12 protein-coding genes are annotated in these 21280 nt (G+C 73.1%); 8 read left to right on the top strand and 4 right to left on the bottom strand.

What is annotated here, in order from left to right:
* Window positions 1-13 precede the first annotated feature (13 nt).
* Together ACH4D5_RS30415 and ACH4D5_RS30410 are read right to left on the bottom strand one after the other, a co-directional pair.
* A complete protein-coding gene (locus ACH4D5_RS30415) occupies window positions 14-676 on the bottom strand; it encodes a phosphatase PAP2 family protein (RefSeq protein ID WP_398308595.1) in 663 nt (220 codons plus the stop codon).
* Between the two features lie 113 nt (window positions 677-789).
* The gene (locus ACH4D5_RS30410) at window positions 790-3963 is read right to left on the bottom strand and encodes an amidohydrolase family protein (protein WP_398308593.1); all 3174 of its coding nucleotides are present in this window, start codon (window positions 3961-3963) and stop codon (window positions 790-792) included.
* Between the two features lie 159 nt (window positions 3964-4122).
* Between ACH4D5_RS30410 and ACH4D5_RS30405 the strand changes: the two genes are divergently transcribed.
* Window positions 4123-5235, top strand: a complete 1113-nt coding sequence (locus ACH4D5_RS30405) for an Lrp/AsnC family transcriptional regulator (RefSeq protein ID WP_398308591.1) — start codon at window positions 4123-4125, stop codon at window positions 5233-5235.
* 430 nt (window positions 5236-5665) lie between these two features.
* Here ACH4D5_RS30405 and gabT read toward each other — a convergent pair whose 3' ends face one another.
* Window positions 5666-7000 (bottom strand): 4-aminobutyrate--2-oxoglutarate transaminase, encoded by a 1335-nt coding sequence (gabT, locus tag ACH4D5_RS30400; RefSeq protein WP_398308589.1) that lies wholly within the window; start codon window positions 6998-7000, stop codon window positions 5666-5668.
* Window positions 7001-7332: 332 nt separating this feature from the next.
* Here gabT and ACH4D5_RS30395 point away from each other — a divergent pair, with 332 nt between their 5' ends.
* The 4 genes from ACH4D5_RS30395 to ACH4D5_RS30380 all read left to right on the top strand — a co-directional run bounded on the left by ACH4D5_RS30395 (window position 7333) and on the right by ACH4D5_RS30380 (window position 15690).
* Window positions 7333-9819 (top strand): ATP/GTP-binding protein, encoded by a 2487-nt coding sequence (locus ACH4D5_RS30395; protein WP_398308587.1) that lies wholly within the window; start codon window positions 7333-7335, stop codon window positions 9817-9819.
* Window positions 9820-10031: 212 nt separating this feature from the next.
* Window positions 10032-11738 carry a PucR family transcriptional regulator gene (locus tag ACH4D5_RS30390; RefSeq protein WP_398308585.1) on the top strand — a complete coding sequence of 569 codons (1707 nt, stop codon included), beginning with the start codon at window positions 10032-10034 and terminating at the stop codon, window positions 11736-11738.
* Window positions 11739-12075: 337 nt separating this feature from the next.
* Complete coding sequence (locus tag ACH4D5_RS30385; protein ID WP_398308583.1) at window positions 12076-13521, top strand: aldehyde dehydrogenase family protein; 1446 nt, start codon at window positions 12076-12078, stop codon at window positions 13519-13521.
* A 225-nt stretch (window positions 13522-13746) separates the two neighbouring features.
* Window positions 13747-15690, top strand: a complete 1944-nt coding sequence (locus ACH4D5_RS30380; protein ID WP_398308581.1) for an acyl-CoA dehydrogenase family protein — start codon at window positions 13747-13749, stop codon at window positions 15688-15690.
* A gap of 12 nt (window positions 15691-15702) precedes the next feature.
* On the opposite strand, the gene ACH4D5_RS30375 is transcribed toward ACH4D5_RS30380, so the two are convergent.
* Window positions 15703-16599 carry an alpha/beta hydrolase gene (locus tag ACH4D5_RS30375; protein ID WP_398308579.1) on the bottom strand — a complete coding sequence of 299 codons (897 nt, stop codon included), beginning with the start codon at window positions 16597-16599 and terminating at the stop codon, window positions 15703-15705.
* Window positions 16600-16768: 169 nt separating this feature from the next.
* Between ACH4D5_RS30375 and dxr the strand changes: the two genes are divergently transcribed.
* The 3 genes from dxr (at window position 16769) to ispG (ending at window position 20706) form a co-directional block, all read left to right on the top strand.
* Window positions 16769-18046, top strand: coding sequence for a 1-deoxy-D-xylulose-5-phosphate reductoisomerase (gene dxr, locus ACH4D5_RS30370; protein WP_398308577.1), 1278 nt, complete (start codon window positions 16769-16771; stop codon window positions 18044-18046).
* Window positions 18043-19344, top strand: coding sequence for a M50 family metallopeptidase (locus ACH4D5_RS30365; protein ID WP_398308575.1), 1302 nt, complete (start codon window positions 18043-18045; stop codon window positions 19342-19344). Before dxr ends, ACH4D5_RS30365 begins: the two co-directional genes overlap by 4 nt.
* A gap of 204 nt (window positions 19345-19548) precedes the next feature.
* Entirely contained in the window at window positions 19549-20706 is a 1158-nt protein-coding gene (gene ispG, locus ACH4D5_RS30360; RefSeq protein WP_362994111.1) for a flavodoxin-dependent (E)-4-hydroxy-3-methylbut-2-enyl-diphosphate synthase, read from the top strand.
* Window positions 20707-21280 lie beyond the last annotated feature (574 nt).

The raw sequence follows: 21280 nt of genomic DNA, 5'->3' as shown, positions 1-21280 counted from the left end.
CGCGAACGCGTCTTCAGGAGCTGGGGGCTCGCACAGGACTTCGCCGCGTACTCCGGCTGATCACCAGCACCATGACCTGCAGCAGCAGCGCGGACAGGCACCAGCTCGCCACCACGTCCAGCGGCCAGTGATAACCCCGCCGCACCAGCCCGAACCCGACCCCCACGTTCAGCAGCACGCACCCGATGACCAGCTCGCGACGGCCGTACGCGCCCCGCAGCAGCGGCAGCAGAAGCAGGACCGCCGCCCCATAGGCGACCGCGGCCGTCGCCGTGTGCCCCGAGGGGAAGTAGCCGCCGTGGCCGTCCGTGCCCGGCGGCCCCGGACGGTCGATCACCGCCTTGAGCGGGGCGACGAGCGCGGGCACCGCGGCCATGGTGACGGCGGCGGCCGCGGCGGACAGCCACCAGCGGAACGTACCGGCACGCCGGCCGCGCCAGGCGGTGTACGCGAGGACGGCGAGGAGGACCGGCACGGCGACCGTGACGTTGCCGAGGTCGGCGAGGAACTCCGCCGCCCGGCCGGGGAAGTGGCTGTCGGCGAGCGCGCGTCCGGCCCGCTCGTCGGCGCGGCGCAGCGGCCCCCCGGCGGCCACCGGCCAGGTGAGGAGCGCGAAGAGCAGAGCGCACAGGCAGAGCGAGAGGGCCGGCCGCCGCGGGACCGGTGATGCAGACATGGGGCACAGCCTGGCAGGAAGCGCCTCAGCGCGTCACAGGCACAGGCCCAGGCAGAGTCACGGGCATGGGCCCGGGCCCATGCCCGGGCACAGGTTCAGGCTCAGGCACGGGCTCACTGCCCGTGATCGCAGCACTTGTTCCGCAGCCGCTCGCCCGTCCGGGCCCAGCGCGCCCGGTCCTTCGCCACCGCCGGCATCGCAGGGACGGCCGAGACGAGGTCGCTCACCTCGTACGGCACCCCGCCCCGCATGACCGACACCGTCCGCACCAGCGAGTCGAAGTCGCTGAAGGGATCGCCGTCGATCACGGCCAGGTCGGCGAGCTTGCCGACCTCCAGCGTGCCGAGGTCACGGTCGAGGCCGAAGATCCGGGCGGGCGCGGACGTCGCCGTGCGCAGCGTCTCGGAGACCGAGAGGCCGCCGCGCCGCAGGGCGCGCAGGGCGATGTGGACGCCCAGGCCGGTCGGGATGCCCGGGGAGTCCGTGCCGACGGCGAGCAGTCCGCCGGCGGCGGTGATCCTGCGGTAGATGTCTATCTCCCGTGTCAGCGTGGCCAGTTCGGCCTCGGTGGGCGGCCGCTCGGCCAGGCCGCGCACCTGGGCGGTCTCCCACGGCGGCATCAGCCGGGTCACCCGCCGGTCGTCGGCGAGGCCCGGTGCCGCGCCGATCAGCACCGACGCGGAGAACGGGGTGGCGATGAGGTGGAAGTCACCGGTGGCGGTGTAGATCTCCGTCACGTCCTGGTACGCGCGCTCGCCCGCGGTGGTCGCGTGGCCGAACTCGGCGCGCTGGGTGGCCTGGAGGTGCGTCGTCAGGTCCTGGCCGAGCTGGATGCCGGGGGAGAGGTTGTGGCTGCCGCAGCGCACACCCAGCTCCTCGTGCGCGTATCGGGCGGCCTCTGCCATGATCCAGCCCGGCGCCCGGACGTAGGTCTTGACGAAGTCCCAGTCCAGGGCCTTGCCCCGGGACAGGGTCCGGCGCAGGCCCTCGCGGGTGGCGTGGACGCGGTTGTCCCACGCGACGCGGGTGCCGTCGAGGACTTCGCTGGAGGTCACGAGCCGGGGCCCCGCCAGCTCTCCGGAGGCGGTGGCTTCGCGCAGCCTGACCGCTTCGTAGGCGGTGCCTCCCATGGAGACGGTGCTGGTGACGCCGTAGGAGAGGAACAGGGAGGCCTGTCGGCCGCCGTAGACGCCCGGCTGCGGGTGGATGTGCGCGTCCCACAGGCCGGGGATCACGGTCTGCTCGGAGGCGTCCACGCGGCGGGCCGCCGCACGGCCGGACCGGTGCGGGCCGACGGCGGTGACGCGGCCCCCGCGGATGGTGATGTCGACGTTCTCGCGGACGGTGTCGTCGCCCCCGGAGCCGTCCCAGAAGCGGCCGGCGTGGATGACGGTGTCCTCGGTGGCGGGGCGCCGGTGGTCGAGCGGAATCCTGACCGTACGGACACTGCCGTCGGCGACGTCGAGGAGCCTGAGCCGTCCCGCGGAGAGGTAGAGGACCCGGCTGCCGTCACCGGACCAGGTGGGGTGGTCGGCGGCCTCGGCGGGGAAGGTGCGGGGCTTGCCGTCCGGGGTGCCGTCGGGGCTCACCGGCAGCAGCCAGAGCGCCGACTCGACGACGACGGCCATGTGCCGTCCGTCGGGCGACCAGACCGGGCCGTTGCTGCTGCGGTCGGAGATGGAGACGTGCGGCGCCACCGCGTGGGTTCTCGCGGAGCCGTCGGTCGTGTCGATCACGCGGATGAGGTTGTAGCCCTCGCGGAAGCGCTGGTTGACGCGGTTGCGGAAGCTGACGGCGACGTACCGTCCGTCGGGGGACCAGCTGGGGCGGCCGGACACCTCGCCGCCCGGCGGACTGGCGGCGAGGACCTTCTCCTTGCCCGTCCGCAGGTCCCGCAGCATCAGGTTCGTCGCGAGGTCGAAGCAGGCGAGGCGGTGGCCGTCGGGGGAGAGGGCGGGCTGGATCCGCCCGCCGGACGCGAGGACCGTCTCCTCACCGGTGTCGAGATCGCGTCTGCGGATGCCGGGCAGCCCGTCGCGGTCGTCGGAGTAGAGCAGCGCCTTGCCGTCGGGCGTCCACGCGGCCGCGTACACGTATCCGGTGGTCTCGGCCCGCGTCACCCGGCGCGGCGCCCGGCCGCCCGAGACCTCGCCGACCCAGAGGGAGTTGAGCGCGGTGAAGGCGACCCGCTTGCCGTCGGGGGAGAGCACCGGCAGGTCGAAGGCCCGCACGGGGCGGCTCGCGGTGCCGTCCAGGTCGAACGTCTTGACGCGGTACTCCGGCCGGTCGACGGGGAGCGGCGCGGTGAAGGGAATGTCCTCGCGGGTGCCCGGCGCGTCGGGACGTACGACGGTGAAGCGGCCGTCGACCGTCAGGAGCAGCTCCTTCGCCGAGATCCAGCGGGGCGGCACGGGCGCGATGTCGCCGCCGACCGAGACCGGCTCGCCCGCCACGACGAGGGCGCAGGAGGCGTTCGGCGCGGGGGTCGTCCGCAGGTACGCCAGCGTGCCGTTGGGGGAGACGGCGGGCACGAGGAGCTGTGCGGTGCCGGGGTCGGTGTGCTCCACGGTCACCGCCCCGCTGCCGTCGGCGGCCACGGAGGCGATCGTGCGGGCGTCGAGCGCGCCGCCCTTGACCGCGGCGCGGACGAACAGCACCCGCTTGCCGTCCGGCGACCAGACGGGGTCGAAGTCCTCCCACGCGCCGTCCTGGACCGGCCCTGACTGGTCCGGCCTCCCGGTGAGACGGGTCAACTCACCGGTGGCCGGCTCCAGTACCCAGATGCGGAACGGGGCGCCCGTCACCGGGTCGCCGCCGCGCTCGGATGCGAAGGCGATCCGCTTGCCGTCGGGCGACCAGGCCGGACCGCGGTCGTCCCACGGGCCTTCGGTGCGCTGCGTCAGCTCGGAGCCGTCCGGCTTCAGCGTCCAGATGTGGAAGCAGCCCGAACGGTAGGCGCAGACCGCGATCAGCCGCCCGTCGGGGGAGTGCACCGGACGCGTCGGTTCCAGTTCCGCGGGGGTGAGCGGCACGGCCTCGCCGCCCGTGCGCGGCAGGGACCACAGCACGCCCTGCACCTCGGCGATCAGCCGGTCGCCCGCGAGGGACGCGGCGCCGTTGGTGGCGGCGGTGAAGCGCAGCGCGGCCTCGGCCGCCGCCGTCCCGGTGGCCGGAGCGGCGTGGGCGGCGCCGGTGCCGATGCCCGTGAACGCGCCTGCCGTCGCCGCGGCACCGGCGGCCGTCGTCGTCTGCAGGAAGCGGCGGCGCGATATGGAGGGGGTGCTCAACTGTTCTCCCACGAAGGCCGGTTGGTGTGTGGTGCGACTGACTGGGGACAGGGGCTACGCTTCGCGATCTTCATGGAGACGCCGGGGCGCGAGGAGTGCCTTGCAGGATCGCGGCGAAAAGGACCTGCCTCGCGCAGGAAGGCGCGTTATACAGGGGTGGTGAGAACCGATGCGCCGACCGGCGGCACAGCCGAGCCGCTCGTCGCGGATCAGAGCCCGCACAGCCCGGACAGCTCGGACAGCTCGGACAGCCCCCACAGCCCGGGCCCCGCGGACCGCCCGGACCGTCTGGACCGCCCGGACCGTTTGGACTTACAGATCGTCAACGCCCTCCAGATCGAGCCGCGGGCCTCGTGGGCGAAGGTCGGCGCGGTGCTCGGCGTGGACGCCGTCACCGTCTCCCGCCGGTGGAACCGGCTGCGGGCCGCGGGCCTGGCCTGGGTCACGGCGTACGAACCCGGCCCCGGTTCCGGCCGGATGGCGATCGTCGAGGTGGAGTGCGCGGGCAACCCCCTGGAGGTCGCCGAAGCGCTCGTCCACGACCCGGAGTGCCGCACGCTCGACATCGCGTCGGGCGGCCGCGACCTGCTGATCGGCGTGGGCGCGGCCGACGAGGTGGCGCTGGCCGACTACCTCCTGACCCGGCTCGGCAGCAGACCGCAGATCGGGGCCGTGCGGACCCAGCTCATCACCTCGTTCGTCAGGGAGTCCGGCGACTGGCGGCTCGGGGAGCTCTCGCCGGACCGGAGCGAACGGTTCACCGGTCACGTCTCCCGTGAACCGGCCGTCCCCGCGGCCCTCTCCGAGCCGGAGCGCGCGGTCCTCGCGGCCCTGCACGAGGACGGGCGCATGCCCGCCACCGAGATCGCGGCCCGCACGGGCCTCGCGGTGCGCCGGGCGCGGGAGACGGTGCAGCGCCTCCTGTTCGAGCAGCGGGTGGTGCTGTGGACCGATGTGGCCCGCGGGCGGTCGGGACGCTCCGTGCAGGCCTGGTTCTTCCTGCGGGTGCCGGCCCGGCGGCTCGCGGGCGTCACCGCGCGGCTGGCGCGCCTGGAGGAGGCGCGGCTGGTGGTCTCCGTCGTCGGCACGTACAACCTGGCGGTGTGTGTCTGGACGCGGGAGCTGGCCGACGTCACGCGGCTGGAGGCGCGGATCGAGGACGGCCTGGAGGGCGTGCGGATCGCGGACCGCTGCGTCACGCTGCGGACGGTGAAGCGTGCGGGGGTCCTGCTCGACGCGCAGGGGCGCAGAACCGGCCGCGGTCCCGGCTGACGAAGCGAGGACATGCCGAAGGGCCGGCGCAAGGGGGGGAGTGCGCCGGCCCTTCGGTCGGTCGGCCGGCCCGGACGGTCCGAGGGGGCCTGCTCACGCGGGCCCGTCGGGGGGAGTCTCCGAGACGGCCACCGGATCGGTGGTCCGCGCGCCCCGGGGGGTGTGGGGCGAGCGGCCGTCCGATCGGTGAGGAGTTCCGGAGCCGATGGCTCCGGGGTGTGCGCTGGGCACGACCAGGGCGGGGCTGGGGAGGCTCCGCCGTGGTGTCGCCCACAGTCCCCTGTGGGCGGGTGTCTCTCTCAACTGCAGAAACCGTACGGCAGGCGGTTGCGGGCCGACAGGAGGTTCGGCAACCCGTCATGGGGCCCGCACACCTTCTTCACACGCCCCGACGGTCGGGGCCCGAAGGTCACGCCGCGTACCGGGACGCTCAGACGCGGGCGAACGCGCCCTCGATGATGTCCAGACCCTCGTTCAGCAGGTCGTCGCCGATGACCAGCGGCGGCAGGAAGCGCAGGACGTTGCCGTACGTGCCGCAGGTCAGCACGAGGAGGCCCTCCGCGTGGCAGGCCTTGGCCAGGGCGGCGGTCGCCTCGGGGTTCGGCTCCTTGGTCGTACGGTCCTTGACGAGCTCGATGGCGATCATCGCGCCGCGGCCGCGGATGTCGCCGATGATGTCGAACTTCTCGGCCATGGCGGAGAGCCGGCCCTTCATGACCGACTCGATGTTCTTCGCCTTGGCGTTGAGGTCGAGCTCCTTCATCGTCTCGATGGCGCCGAGCGCACCGGCGCAGGCCACCGGGTTGCCGCCGTAGGTGCCGCCGAGGCCGCCCGCGTGCGCGGCGTCCATGATCTCGGCGCGGCCCGTGACGGCGGCGAGCGGCAGGCCGCCCGCGATGCCCTTGGCGGTGGTGATCAGGTCGGGGACGATGCCCTCGTCCTCGCAGGCGAACCACTGGCCGGTGCGGCAGAAGCCGGACTGGATCTCGTCCGCGACGAAGACGATGCCGTTGTCGTTGGCGAACTTCACGATCTCCGGCAGGAAGCCCTTCGCGGGCTCGATGAAGCCGCCCTCGCCGAGCACCGGCTCGATGATGATGGCGGCGACGTTGTCGGCGCCGACCTGCTTGTTGATCATGTCGATGGCCTGCTTGGCGGCCTCGGGACCGGCGTTCTCGGCACCGGTCGGCCAGCGGTAGCCGTAGGCGACAGGGACGCGGTAGACCTCGGGGGCGAACGGACCGAAGCCGTGCTTGTACGGCATGTTCTTGGCGGTCAGCGCCATCGTGAGGTTGGTGCGGCCGTGGTAACCGTGGTCGAAGACGACGACGGCCTGGCGCTTGGTGTGCGCACGGGCGATCTTGACGGCGTTCTCGACGGCCTCGGCGCCGGAGTTGAACAGCGCCGACTTCTTCTCGTGGTCACCCGGCGTGAGCTCCGCGAGCGCCTCGGCGACGGCGACGTAGCCCTCGTACGGCGTGACCATGAAACAGGTGTGGGTGAAGTCCGCCAGCTGCGCGGACGCCCGGCGCACGACGGCCTCGGCGGAGGCGCCCACGGACGTCACGGCGATGCCGGAACCGAAGTCGATCAGACGGTTGCCGTCGACGTCCTCGATGATGCCGCCGCCCGCGCGCGCGGCGAAGACGGGCAGCACGGAGCCCACGCCACCGGCGACCACGGCGGTACGGCGGGCCTGCAGCTCCTGCGACTTCGGACCGGGGATGGCGGTGACGACGCGGCGCTCCTGCGGAAGGGCGGTCATGAGGGGCTCCTGTTGCTGACGGGGGTGGGGCGACGATACGGACGCTCTACTGCTTTCTTCGCAGGTTAGGGGCGGCGCAAGGGGGCGGGCATGCTCCACACGGGAGTCGTTCGGCGCGGCGGTTGTCCGCGGTGGACATAGGCGGCGGGCCGTGGCGGACATACCGGCGGGCCGTGGTGGACATAGCGGGCGGTTTCGGCCCGCGTCGCCCGCGGGCCGCCCTGAGCTGCCGCGTTCCCGGCGATCCCGGGCGCGTATCCGATGAACTCCCCTTGTACGGGCACTAGATTGGCCCGCGAACCAGGAGAGCGGCAGGCCAGGGGGCAAGAATCATGGATTCCGACGGCACGCAGGACGCGCGGGGCACGCATGCCACTCCCGTGCCGCGCCCGGCGGAGAGCTCGCCGCGCCTGCCCGCGGGGCCGCCTGCCGCGCCGCCGCCACCCGCTCCGGTCCAGCCACCCGCTCAGGTCCAGGCGCCGGCCCCGGGCCGCCCACCGGCCCCCGCCCAGCCCCCGGTGCCGCGCCGTCCGCCCTCGCATCTCTCCGACATCGCTGACTGGCTGAGCGCGCCGCGCCCCAAGGCCGACCTCGGCATCTGGCGGTTCCGGCACGTTCCGCCGCCGCCGGAAGGCCAGGACGGCCGGCGGATGGACCGGGCCCTGGTGGCCGGTCTGATGATCTCGCTCGTGCTCGGCCTGTTCGTCTGGTCCGTGTGGCGGCGGGGAGCCCTCCCCTACCAGGCGACGATCATCAAGCTGTTCATCCCGGACGAGTGGTTCTACGCGGGGACCCTCCACCCCAAGGAGCAGCACTGGCAGGGCGACGAGTACCTGACCGTCGTCGACGGGGTGTTCTTCGGCCTCGTCGTGTACGGCATCGGCCGCCTCGGCAACTGGACCGAGGCGTTCAGACATCTCATCGCCCGCAGGGAACAGCCCGTCCGGCTGATCCGCTCGGTGCTCGGCGCCCTGATCGCGCTGATGTTCGTCTGGCCCGACGCCTTTCCCGGCGTCTCCTGGGACGCGCTGCCGGTCGCCACCCCCGTGATGTCCCTGACCGCGCTCTGCACGGGCGGTTACGAGATCTTCGAGGCCGAGATCGTCACCTACGGCCTGTACGCGGTGATCACCGCGGCGGTCCTCTGGCCCTTCGCGCGGCTCGGCGACTGGTGGGGCTTCGTGCGCGACTGGTCGGCCCGGCCGAAGCGGAACCCGCACGTGCCGCCGCGTCCGGCGGGGCCCGCCCCGGTGGCGCCCCGCTCCCAGTGGCCCGAGCTGCGAGGGGCCGGGCAGGACCAGGCGGCCGACGTGCTCTCCGCCGAGGTCCTTGCCGGGCGGATGAACGACGTCGACTGCGTCCGGGTGCGCCGGGCCTGGCGCGAGGCGCAGCGGAATCCCGCGCTGCTCTCCTCGTTCACCGAGACCGTGCTGCGGCGGGGCGCGGCCGCCTGGACGCACCCTTCGGGGGCCCGTGACCTCCCGTCCCGCACCGCACCGCACGACCTGCTCGTCGGGCAGGTGCGCATCGGCCGGTGCGTGCCCGAGGACCGCAACCCGTGGGCGGCCCGCGGCGCGGGCATCGCCCTGGAGACAGCGGTGCTCGGCACCTCGCTCCTGGCGGTCGGCCCGTCGGGGGCGGGCAAGACCGAACGGCTGGTCCGCCCCGTGGTGGAGTCCCTGGCCCTCCAGGCACTCACCGGCCGCTGCGCGGTCGTCGCGGTGTGCCCCGCGGGCGCGCCGCTCGGCGCCGACGACGGGTACGACGTCGTCGTCAAGCTCGGCGACCCCTCCTCGACGCACGACTTCGACCTCTACGCGGGCGCCACGGACCCCGACGAAGCCGCGTCCTTCCTGGCCGAAGGGCTCGTCGGCGACCTCGAAACGGTGGACAGCCGGCGCGCCGCCACGACGCTGGCCCAGGTGCTCGGCCCCTACTGGACCGCGTACGGCCGCTTCCCCGCCGTGCCCGTCCTGCGCGAGCTGCTCGAAGGCGTGCCCTCGGCGGTGTCGGAGCTGCGCACCGCCCTCGCCGCGGACGAGCACGCTGTGATGCGGCGCGAACTCGACGCGCGCGTCCGCCAGCAGGGCAGCCCCGCCGACCCCGGCCCGGCCCTCGCCGACCGGCTCGCCCTCCTCGACCGGCCCGCGTTCGCCGGTTTCTTCGGCGCGGGCACCGAAAGCCCCTTCTCGCTGCGCGCCGTCGTGCACCACCCCATGCGGGTCCGCGTCGACCTGCCCGAGCGGGGCCACGCGGAGGCGTCGCGGCTGATCGCGCGCCTCGTCCTCGCCCAGTTCAACGCCGTGGCGCACGCCCGCGACGACCGGGAGCACTTCATCTGTCTGGTCCTCGACGACGCCACGCGCACCGTGACCAACGAGACGATCCGCGGCGTCCAGCGCCTGCGGTCGGCGAACGCGGGGGTGGTGCTCGCGCTGCGCACCGTCAGTGACGTACCGGAGGCGCTGCAGGGGCCGCTGTACGCGACCGTCGGTTGCCGTATGGCGTTCTCGGGCGTATCGACCTGGGACGGCAGACGCTTTGCGGAGGCCTGGGGCAAGCAGTGGGTCGAGACGCGCGAGGTCGCCGAGCACGCGGTCTTCGCGGACCAGCCGATGACCCGCGCGCTGCACGCCCTGCGCAAACTCGTGACCGGCAAGGCGGTGACGAGGGACGCCGTCACCGTCCGCCAGGTCGAGCGCGAGCGCTGGTCGGCGTCCGAGCTGGCGCACGGGGTGCCACCGGGACACGCGGTGCTCTCCCTGACCGACGTACGCGGTGAGTACGCGCCCCCGCTCCTGGTGGACCTGCGGTCCTGAGGCGGCGGGCAGGGGGCCCGGAGCCCGTGCGGGGCGGGCCTGAAAGGGCCTGGACGGGGCACCCGGAGAGCCCGGCCCCGGCGACCCCAGGCGGACCCGCGCGTACGGAGTGTTCGGTCTCGACCGCACCGTACAGTGAGGCAGAATCGACACAGGTCGTTCATACGGACCGGCCAAAAGATCCACATCCCTGCCGCAGACCTGAAGGTCCCATGCCGCCCACGCTCGCCTCGCTCGTCCACCACTCCGCGCTCAAGCTGACCGTGCGCGCGGGCGAGGAACGCCTGGACGCCCCGGTGCGCTGGGCGCACGCCAGCGAACTCGCCGACCCGGTGCCCTACATGGAGGGCGGCGAGCTCCTCCTGATCACCGCGCTGAAACTGGACGCCGAGGACCCGGAGGCCATGCGGCGCTATGTGAAGCGGCTCGCGGGCGCGGGCGTCGTCGGCCTCGGCTTCGCCGTCGGCGTGCACTACCCCGACATCCCCAAGGCGCTCGTCGACGCCGCGACCGACGCCGGGCTCCCCCTCATCGAGGTGCCGCGGCGCACCCCCTTCATCGCCATCAGCAAGGCCGTCTCCGCGGCCATCGCCGCCGAGCAGTACCGCGCCGTGACGGCGGGCTTCGCCGCCCAGCGCGAGCTGACCAGGCAGGCGCTGAGCGACGGCCCCGAAGGGCTGCTCCTCTCGCTCGCCGGGCAGGTCGACGGCTGGGCCGCGCTGTACGACGCGTCCGGCGCCGTCGTCGCCGCCGCACCCGAGTGGGCCGCGCGCCGGGCCGCCCGGCTCACCGCCGACGTGGAACGCCTCCGGGAGCGCCCGGCGCCCGCCAGCTCCGTCGTCGCGGGCGCCGACGACCGCATCGAGCTGCACTCGCTCGGCACGGGGCGCAGGCCGCGCGCCGCGCTCGCCGTCGGCACGGCGTCGACCCTCGGCACCGCCGAGCGGTACGCGGTGCACTCCGCCATCGCGCTGCTCACCCTCACCACGGAGCGGTCCCGCTCCCTGCACGCCGCCGAGCAGCGGATCGGCGCGGCCGTGCTGCGCATGCTGCTCGCCGGGGAGCCCGACCACGCGCGGACCGTCGCGGGCGACCTGTACGGCGGGCTCCTGGACGCGCCGTTCCGCCTCGTCGTCGCGGAGGTGGCGTCCGCGTCGGCGGCCCGGGTGCGGGCGGGCGCCGCGGAGGCCGCCGACGGCGGCGGCACGGAGGTCGCGCCGGGCACCGCCTCCGCCGCCGTCCTCGCGGCGGTGGCCGACGCCTCGGGCGGCGGCGACCCGCTCGCCGGACTCGTCGACGTCGTCGAGGCCGCGGCCGCGCGCTCCGGCGAGGCGCTGCTCGTCGTCCCGTACGGGGAACGGCTCGTGCTGCTCGTGCGGGACGGCGGCGCGGGAGCGCGGGCCTGCGCGGAGTACGCGGCCGCGCTGGAGGCGGGCCGGGGCGCCGCGGGGCGCGAGGCCGCCGCTTCCGGCGCTTCCGGCGAGGAGGCCGAGCTGGTGATGGGCCTGTCCGCACCGGCAGGGCCGATCGCCGCGGCCACCGCCTACAAGCAGTCCGAGCAGGCACTCTCCGTCGCGCGGCGGCGCGGCCGCGCACTCGTCGAGCACGAGGAACTGGCCGCCGGATCCGTCCTCCCCCTCCTCGCGGACGACGCGGTGCGGGCCTTCGCGGACGGCCTGCTGCGGGCGCTGCACGAACACGACGCGACCGGCCGCGGCGACCTCGTCGCCTCGCTCCGGGCCTGGCTCTCCCGCCACGGCCAGTGGGACGCGGCAGCCGCCGACCTCGGCGTCCACCGCCACACCCTCCGCTACCGCATGCGCAGAGTCGAAGAAATCCTCGGCCGCTCCCTCGACGACCCGGACGTCCGCATGGAGCTGTGGCTCTCCCTCAAGGCAACATCAATGGGCTCGGACTGACCGGGTTACGTGAACGTCGCCGAGCCCGCCGGATGGCCTCAGGGGCGCGGGGAACTGCGCGCCCAGCCACAACGCACCCGCACGTAACAGCCGAGACTCCGAGCGGGGCACGAGAACGTCGCCGGGCCCGCCGGATGGCCTAGGGGCGCGGGGAACTGCGCGACCAGCCACAACGCGCCCGCGCGGGAGAACGGACGGCCGAAGACCCCGCCCCGTACAAACCGGTGCAGGCCCCCCGGCCAGTACTCCGCGCCGGACAAACGTCAGCGCGTTCCCCTGCCCCTACGGTGAGGGACGTACCCCCAGACACACCACCGCGGAAGGGCCGGGAATCGACATGACTTCCATCCACGCCTTCTGGCTCGCCGGTCGCCAGACCACCGGCGAGACCACCCTCGACGTCACCTCGCCCTGGGACGGACGGCTCGTCGGCAAGGCCGCCGTCCCGACCGACGCCCAGGTCGAGGAGGCCGTCGCCGCCGCCTACGCCGTGCGCGACGAGTTCGCCGCGACCCCGGCCCACGTCCGCGCCGCCGCCCTCGACCACGTGAGCCGCAGGCTCGTCGAGCGCACCGAGGAGATCGCCCAGCTGATCTCCGGCGAGAACGGCAAGCCCATCAAGTGGGCCCGCGGCGAGGTCGGCCGCGCGGTCTCGGTCTTCCGGTTCGCCGCGGAGGAGGCCCGCCGCTTCAACGGCGGCGAGGCCCAGCGCCTGGACACCGACGCCGGCGGCCAGGGCCGCCTCGCGCTCACCCGCCGCTTCCCCAAGGGCGTCGTCCTCGGCATCGCGCCGTTCAACTTCCCGCTGAACCTCTGCGCGCACAAGATCGCCCCGGCCATCGCCGTCGGCGCGCCGATCATCCTGAAGCCGGCCCCCGCGACGCCGCTCTCCGGCCTGATCCTCGGCGAGCTGCTCGCCGAGACCGAGCTGCCCGCCGGCTCCTGGTCGGTCCTGCCGGTCGCCAACGACAAGATGCCCGCCCTCGTCCAGGACGAGCGGATGCCGGTGATCTCCTTCACCGGCTCCGACAAGGTCGGTTACGCGATCATGGACTCGGTGCCGCGCAAGCACTGCACCCTGGAGCTCGGCGGCAACGGCGCGGCCGTCGTCCTCGCCGACTACTCCTCCGACGAGGACCTCGACTGGGCCGCCTCGCGCATCGCGACGTTCTCCAACTACCAGGGCGGCCAGTCCTGCATCTCGGTGCAGCGGGTCATCGCGGACGCGTCCGTGTACGACCGCCTGGTGCAGCGCGTGGTCAAGGCCGTCGAGGCCCAGGTCACCGGCGACCCGTCCGACCCGGCCACCGAGGTCGGCCCGCTGGTCAACGAGGACGCCGCCAAGCGCGTGGAGTCCTGGGTCGACGAGGCGGCCAAGGCGGGCGCCAAGGTGCTCACCGGCGGCAAGCGCGACGGCGCCACCTACGCCCCGACCGTGCTCGCCGACGTACCGGCCGACGTCACGATCGCCTGCGAGGAGGTCTTCGGCCCGGTCCTCACGCTCCGCAAGGTGAACGGCGAGGAGGAGGCGTTCGCCGCCGTGAACGACTCCAAGTACGGCCTCCAGGCGGGCGTCTTCACGCACGACCTGCAGACCGCCTTCCGTGCCCACCGCGCCCTCGAGGTCGGCGGCGTCGTCATCGGCGACGCCCCGTCCTACCGCGCCGACCAGATGCCGTACGGCGGCGTCAAGCAGTCCGGCGTGGGCCGCGAGGGCGTCCGCTTCGCGATGGACGACTACACCTACGAGCGCGTCATGGTCCTGACGGGCCTCGCCCTGTAGGACCACGTCCCGCAAAGGACAACGGCCGGAGCCCACTGTGCGGGGGCTCCGGCCGTTCTCGTACGCGACGGTATGCGCCGAACGACGCGCGAGGACTGGTGGGGTCGGGATGAATCGGGTACCAACGATGGGTACCGACGATCCAGTAGCACCAGTCAGTAACCGACCGGGCAGGTCCGGGCCGAGCGGCCCGGCCGCCCCGCTTCGCGGCGAGGTGAGCTCCTCATGTCCGCACCAACCCCCAAACCGTCAGTGAGTGAACGCGAGGCCCGGCAGGTCGCCGAGGCCGCCCGTGAGCAGGACTGGCGCAAGCCCAGTTTCGCCAAGGAACTCTTCCTCGGCCGCTTCCGGCTCGACCTGATCCACCCGCACCCCATGCCGCCCGACGAGGACGCGCAGCGCGGCGAGGAGTTCCTGGCCAAGCTGCGCGACTTCTGCGAGACGAAGATCGACTCGGCCCGCATCGAGCGCGAGGCGAAGATCCCCGACGAGGTGCTCAACGGCCTCAAGGAGCTCGGCGCGCTCGGCATGAAGATCGACACGAAGTACGGCGGGCTCGGCCTCACGCAGGTCTACTACAACAAGGCCCTGGCCCTGGCCGGCTCCGCGAACCCCGCGATCGGCGCGCTGCTCTCCGCGCACCAGTCGATCGGCGTGCCGCAGCCCCTGAAGATCTTCGGCACGCAGGAGCAGAAGGACGCCTTCCTGCCGCGGTGCGCCCGCACCGACATCACCGCGTTCCTGCTCACCGAGCCGGACGTCGGCTCCGACCCGGCGCGGCTCGCCACCCTGGCGGTGCCCGACGGCGACGACTACATCCTCGACGGCGTGAAGCTGTGGACGACCAACGGCGTCGTCGCCGACCTGCTCGTCGTCATGGCGCGGGTGCCGAAGTCGGAGGGGCACAAGGGCGGCATCACGGCGTTCGTCGTCGAGGCCGCGTCCGAGGGCGTCACCGTCGAGAACCGCAACGCGTTCATGGGCCTGCGCGGCCTGGAGAACGGCGTGACCCGCTTCCACCGGGTCCGCGTCCCGGCCGCCAACCGCATCGGCCAGGAGGGCGCGGGCCTGAAGATCGCCCTCACCACCCTCAACACCGGCCGGCTGTCGCTGCCCGCGATGTGCGTCGGCGCGGGGAAGTGGTGCCTGAAGATCGCCCGCGAGTGGTCGGCCGCGCGGGAGCAGTGGGGCAAGCCCGTCGCGTTCCACGAGGCCGTCGGCTCGAAGATCTCCTTCATCGCGGCGACGACCTTCGCGCTGGAAGCCGTCCTGGACCTCTCCTCGCAGATGGCCGACGAGGACCGCAACGACATCCGCATCGAGGCCGCCCTCGCCAAGCTGTACGGCTCCGAGATGGCCTGGCTGATGGCCGACGAGCTCGTCCAGATCCGCGGCGGCCGCGGCTTCGAGACGGCCGAGTCCCTGGCGGCCCGCGGCGAGCGCGCCGTCCCCGCCGAGCAGGTCCTGCGTGACCTGCGCATCAACCGCATCTTCGAGGGCTCCACCGAGATCATGCACCTGCTGATCGCCCGCGAGGCCGTCGACGCCCACCTGAAGGTCGCGGGCGACCTCATCGACCCCGACAAGACCCTGTCGGACAAGGCGAAGGCGGGCGCGCGGGCGGGCGGCTTCTACGCCCGCTGGCTGCCGAAGCTGGTCGCGGGACCTGGCCAACTCCCGCGCTCGTACGCGGAGTTCCACCCGGCGGGCCACGCCGACCTCTCCGGCCACCTGCGCTATGTGGAGCGCGGCGCCCGCAAGCTGGCCCGCTCCACCTTCTACGCCATGTCCCGCTGGCAGGGGAAGATGGAGACCAAGCAGGGCTTCCTCGGCCGCGTCGTCGACATCGGGGCCGAGCTCTTCGCGATGAGCGCGGCCTGTGTCCGCGCCGAGCTCCTGCGCACCACAGAGGACCACGGCCGCGAGGCGTACCAACTGGCCGACGTCTTCTGCCGCCAGGCCCGCATCCGGGCCGACGAACTCTTCGACCGGCTGTGGACCAACACCGACGAGCTGGACCGCAAGGTGGTCAAGGGCGTCCTCTCGGGGACGTACACCTGGCTCGAATCCGGCGTGGTCGACCCGTCCGGCGACGGGCCGTGGATCGCGGACACGAAGCTCCCCGAGACGCCACGCCCGGACGTACGGCGGGTGATCAAGGAGGGCTGACCGCGGCGGGGCTCACCCGGACAGGGCGCGGCGCAGGACCGCGCCCAGTTCGGCGACCTGCCGCTGCGACACATCGGCGGACAGGATCGCCTGCGAGCCGTGGAACGTGCCGGGCCACTGGTGCAGTTCCACGGAGACGCCCGCCTGCAGCAGGCGCAGCGCGTAGGCGATGTCCTCGTCGCGGTTCGGGTCGAACTCGGCGGTGGCGATGTGGGCGGGCGGCAGGCCGGACAGATCGGTGGCCCGTGCCGGGGCGGCATACGGCGTGGCGGCCTGGCCGCCCAGGTAGTGCCGCCACGAGGCGGCGAGCCTGCCGCGGTCCATCCACGGCGTGTCGGTGAAGTTCCGCGCCGACCACGTCTCCTGCCGGTCGTCGAGCCCGGCCTGGTTGAGCAGCTGGAAGCGGATCGCGGGGCCCTGCTCGTCGCGGGCCCGCAGCGTCAGGGCCGCGGCGAGGTTCCCGCCGGCGCTGTGACCGCCGACCGCGATCCGCGCCGGGTCGACGCCGAGCTCCGCCGCGTGCGCGGCCGTCCACTCCAGCACGGCGTACGCGTCGTCGAGGGCGGCAGGGAAGCGGTGCTCGGGGGAGAGCCGGTAGCCCACCGAGACCACCACGGCCCCCGACCCGGCGGCGAGCAGCCCGGCCATCATGTGCTCGCTGTCGAGGCCGCCGAAGACGAACCCGCCGCCGTGCAGCCACACGACGGCACCCTGCGCCCGGTGCGGGCGGTAGAGCCGCACCGGCACGTCGGGCTCCGCGGGCACCGTGCGGTCCTCGACCACCATGCCCGAGGTGTCGGGCACGGGCCGCGCGGCGGCGTATCCGGCGATGCTCGCGCGCGCGGCCACCGGGTCGTTCAGGTCCGCTTCCGGGAGCAGCGGCAGAAATGCTTCGAGTTCGGGATCCATGCCGGTCATCCTCATCGGCACGGCGCGCCGGGTCACCCGCCATCCGTCGCACATCCCACCCCGAACGCGCACCGATCGGCGCCCACCGGGCGGCGACCGGCCGCGCCACATCCGCGCCGACCGGGCACGCCCTGTCGGGCGGGGAGCGGGTTGCGGACACAATAGGGGGATGAGCGACAGCCCATCCCCCCTCGCCGACCCGCATCTCGTCTTCGACCCCGTCTCCAGCGCGGACGGGGCCGGACCGCGGGACATCGTGATCCTCGGCTCCACGGGCTCGATCGGCACCCAGGCCATCGACCTCGTCCTGCGCAACCCCGACCGCTTCCGCGTCACGGCGCTCTCCGCCGCGGGCGGCCGTGTCGGCCTCCTCGCCGAGCAGGCCCGGCAGCTGCGGGTGCGAACCGTCGCGGTCGCCCGCGAGGACGCCGTACCGGCGCTGCGCGAAGCCCTCCGGGGGCAGTACGCAGGGGGGGAGCCGCTCCCCGAGATCCTGGCCGGACCCGACGCGGCCACCCAGCTCGCCGCCTCCGACTGCCACACGGTCCTCAACGGCATCACCGGCTCCATCGGACTCGCCCCGACGCTCGCCGCCCTCGAAGCGGGCCGCACCCTGGCGCTCGCCAACAAGGAATCCCTCATCGTCGGCGGCCCCCTGGTGAAGGCGATCGCCAAGCCCGGCCAGATCATCCCGGTCGACTCCGAGCACGCGGCCCTCTTCCAGGCGCTGGCCGCGGGCACGCGCGCGGACGTACGCAAACTCGTCGTCACCGCCTCCGGAGGCCCCTTCCGGGGGCGTACGAAGGCCGACCTCGCGCACGTCACCCCCGAGGACGCGCTGGCGCACCCCACCTGGGCCATGGGCCCGGTCATCACGGTCAACTCCGCGACGCTGGTCAACAAGGGCCTGGAGGTCATCGAGGCGCACCTCCTCTACGACATCCCCTTCGACCGCATCGAGGTCGTGGTCCACCCGCAGTCGTACGTGCACTCCATGGTGGAGTTCACCGACGGCTCGACCCTCGCCCAGGCCACCCCGCCCGACATGCGGGGCCCGATCGCCATCGGCATCGGCTGGCCCGAACGCGTGCCGGACGCGGCGCCCGCCTTCGACTGGACCAAGGCGTCGAGCTGGGAGTTCTTCCCCCTCGACAACGACGCTTTCCCGTCGGTCGGCCTCGCCCGGCACGTCGGGGAGCTCGCGGGCACGGCCCCGGCGGTGTTCAATGCCGCCAACGAGGAGTGCGTGGACGCGTTCCTGAAGGGCGCGCTGCCCTTCAACGGCATCATGGAGACGGTGACCCGGACCGTGGAGGAACACGGCGTCCCCGTCACCGGTGCGTCGGGAACCTCCCTGACCGTCTCCGACGTCCTCGAGGCGGAGACCTGGGCGCGTGCTCGGGCACGCGAACTGGCAGCAAAGACGACCGCGGAGGCCCGTGCATGACGACCTTGATGATGATCCTCGGGATAGTCGTCTTCGTGATCGGGCTGCTCTTCTCGATCGCCTGGCACGAGCTGGGGCACCTGTCGACCGCCAAGATGTTCGGCATCCGCGTGCCGCAGTACATGGTCGGCTTCGGCCCGACCCTCTTCTCGCGCAAGAAGGGCGACACCGAGTACGGCATCAAGGCCATCCCCCTCGGCGGCTACATCCGCATGATCGGCATGTTCCCGCCGGGCGCCGACGGCCGCATAGAGGCACGGTCGACGTCCCCCTGGCGCGGCATGATCGAGGACGCCCGCTCGGCGGCCTTCGAGGAGCTCAAGCCCGGCGACGAGACCCGCCTCTTCTACACGCGCAAGCCGTGGAAGCGCGTGATCGTGATGTTCGCCGGTCCCTTCATGAACCTGATCCTCGCCGTGGCGATCTTCCTCGGCGTGATGATGACGTTCGGCATCAGCAGCCAGACGACCCAGGTCGGCAAGGTCTCCGACTGCGTCATCCAGCAGAGCGAGAACCGCGCCAAGTGCGAGAAGGGCGACAAGGCCGCGCCCGCCAAGGCGGCGGGCCTGAAGCCGGGCGACAAGATCGTCGCGTTCCAGGGCCAGCCCGTCGACGAGTGGTCCGCGCTCCAGTCGAAGATCCGCGAGACCATCGGCCCGGCCACCATCACGGTCGAGCGCGACGGCAAGCGGATCGACCTGCACGCGAACCTCATCAAGAACCAGGTCACCAAGACCGACGGCGACGGCGCCTACGTGGAGGGCAAGTACGTCTACGCGGGCTTCCTCGGCTTCACGCCCGCCAGCGGCATCGTGCAGCAGTCCTTCGGCGACTCCGTCGACCGCATGGGCGACATGATGGAGAACGGCGTCGAGTCGATCATCGCCCTGCCCTCCAAGGTCCCCGACCTGTGGAACGCGGCGTTCAGCGACGGCGAGCGCAAGCAGGACTCCCCGATGGGCGTGGTCGGCGCGGCCCGGGTGGGCGGCGACGTGTTCACCCTGGACATCCCGCCGGAGAACCAGATCGCGATGATGCTGTTCCTCATCGCGGGCTTCAACCTCTCCCTGTTCCTGTTCAACATGCTGCCGCTGCTCCCGCTCGACGGCGGGCACATCGCGGGCGCCCTGTGGGAGTCCCTGCGCCGCAACGCGGCGAAGGTCCTGCGCCGCCCCGACCCGGGCCCGTTCGACGTCGCGAAGCTGATGCCGGTCGCCTACGTGGTGGCGGGGATCTTCATCTGCTTCACGATCCTGGTCCTCATCGCGGACGTGGTGAATCCGGTGAGAATCTCCTGATTACGAGAAGTTTGCGGCGGCCCGGCACCTTATGTGACGGGCCGCCCACCATTGAGTGGACTTCCGGACGGGATGTGCCCGGGCCCGGCAGGGTGCCGTAATCTCGAAGCCCGGAGCCCGTCGATGCCGGGACCCGGTCACACCTTGTGATCCACACCTTGTGACCCACGCCTTGTGATCCACACTCTTGGGGATGCTCGCCAGATGACTGCCGTATCGCTCGGAATCCCGTCCGTTCCGACCAAGCTCGCCGACCGAAGGGTCAGCCGGAAGATCCAGGTCGGCACGGTGGCCGTGGGCGGCGACGCCCCGGTCTCGGTGCAGTCCATGACGACGACGCGTACCTCGGACATCGGCGCCACGCTGCAGCAGATCGCGGAGCTGACCGCCTCCGGCTGCCAGATCGTGCGCGTCGCCTGCCCCACGCAGGACGACGCTGACGCGCTCGCCACGATCGCGCGCAAGTCGCAGATCCCGGTGATCGCCGACATCCACTTCCAGCCGAAGTACGTCTTCGCGGCGATCGACGCCGGCTGCGCGGCGGTCCGCGTCAACCCGGGCAACATCAAGCAGTTCGACGACAAGGTCAAGGAGATCGCGCGGGCCGCCAAGGACGCGGGCACGCCGATCCGCATCGGCGTGAACGCGGGCTCGCTGGACGCCCGGCTGCTGAAGAAGTACGGCAAGGCGACCCCCGAGGCCCTTGTCGAGTCGGCGCTGTGGGAGGCGTCCCTCTTCGAGGAGCACGACTTCCGGGACATCAAGATCTCGGTGAAGCACAACGACCCGGTGGTCATGGTCAACGCCTACCGCCAGCTCGCCGCTCAGTGCGACTACCCCCTCCACCTCGGTGTGACCGAGGCGGGCCCCGCCTTCCAGGGCACCATCAAGTCGGCGGTCGCCTTCGGCGCGCTGCTTTCGGAGGGCATCGGCGACACGATCCGCGTCTCCCTGTCGGCGCCCCCGGCGGAGGAGATCAAGGTCGGCATCCAGATCCTCGAATCGCTCAACCTCCGCCAGCGCCGCCTGGAGATCGTCTCCTGCCCGTCCTGCGGGCGCGCCCAGGTCGACGTCTACAAGCTCGCCGAAGAGGTCACCGCGGGCCTGGAGGGCATGGAGGTCCCGCTGCGCGTCGCGGTCATGGGCTGCGTCGTGAACGGGCCGGGCGAGGCCCGCGAGGCCGACCTCGGCGTCGCCTCCGGCAACGGCAAGGGCCAGATCTTCGTCAAGGGCGAGGTCATCAAGACCGTCCCCGAGTCGAAGATCGTGGAGACCCTCATCGACGAGGCGATGAAGATCGCGGAGCAGATGGAGAAGGACGGGGTGGCCTCCGGCGAGCCGACAGTGGCCGTCGCAGGCTGACGCCCGCACCTCTTTCCCTTACCCGGCGCCCCACTACTCCCCGGCGCCGGGGCCCCCAGGTGCGCCCCCGCACACCCCACCCCCGCCGGGCCCCGGCACCACCGGCCTCCACCCTGCACGGATACGCGGGGCCTGGCCCCGCCCGCCTCGGGCCCACCGATAGCGGGGGCGCCCGGCCCCGCCGCTGTGCGCCGGTATGCGGGGCGTCCGGCCCCACCGGCCTCGGGCCCGCCGGTATGCGGGGCGTCGGGCACCGCCCGCCTCGGGCCCGCCGCTGCGCGCCGGTTTGCGGGGTGCTCGGCGCCGCCCGCCTCGGGTCCGCCGCTGCGCGTCGGTATGCCCAGTCCCCGGCATCGCCCAGCCCTGGCCCGCCGCTGCGCGGCGGTTTCCCCACCCACCCGCCCTGTCAGCCATGTGCGCCGGTTTGCGGGGTGCCCGGCCCCGCCCAGCCTCGGGCCCCCGCTCCGCGTCGGTATGCCCAGTCCCCGGCATCGCCCAGCCCCGGCCCGCCGCTGCGCGGCGGTTTCCCCACCCGCCCGCCCTCTTCCCCAGCCCCTACAGCAACGGAACGGCG

The organism is Streptomyces sp. NPDC018029 (genome assembly GCF_044327655.1).
Taxonomy (GTDB): domain Bacteria; phylum Actinomycetota; class Actinomycetes; order Streptomycetales; family Streptomycetaceae; genus Streptomyces.
Note: the sequence above shows the minus strand (reverse complement) of the source record. Positions and strands in the feature narration are given on the sequence as shown.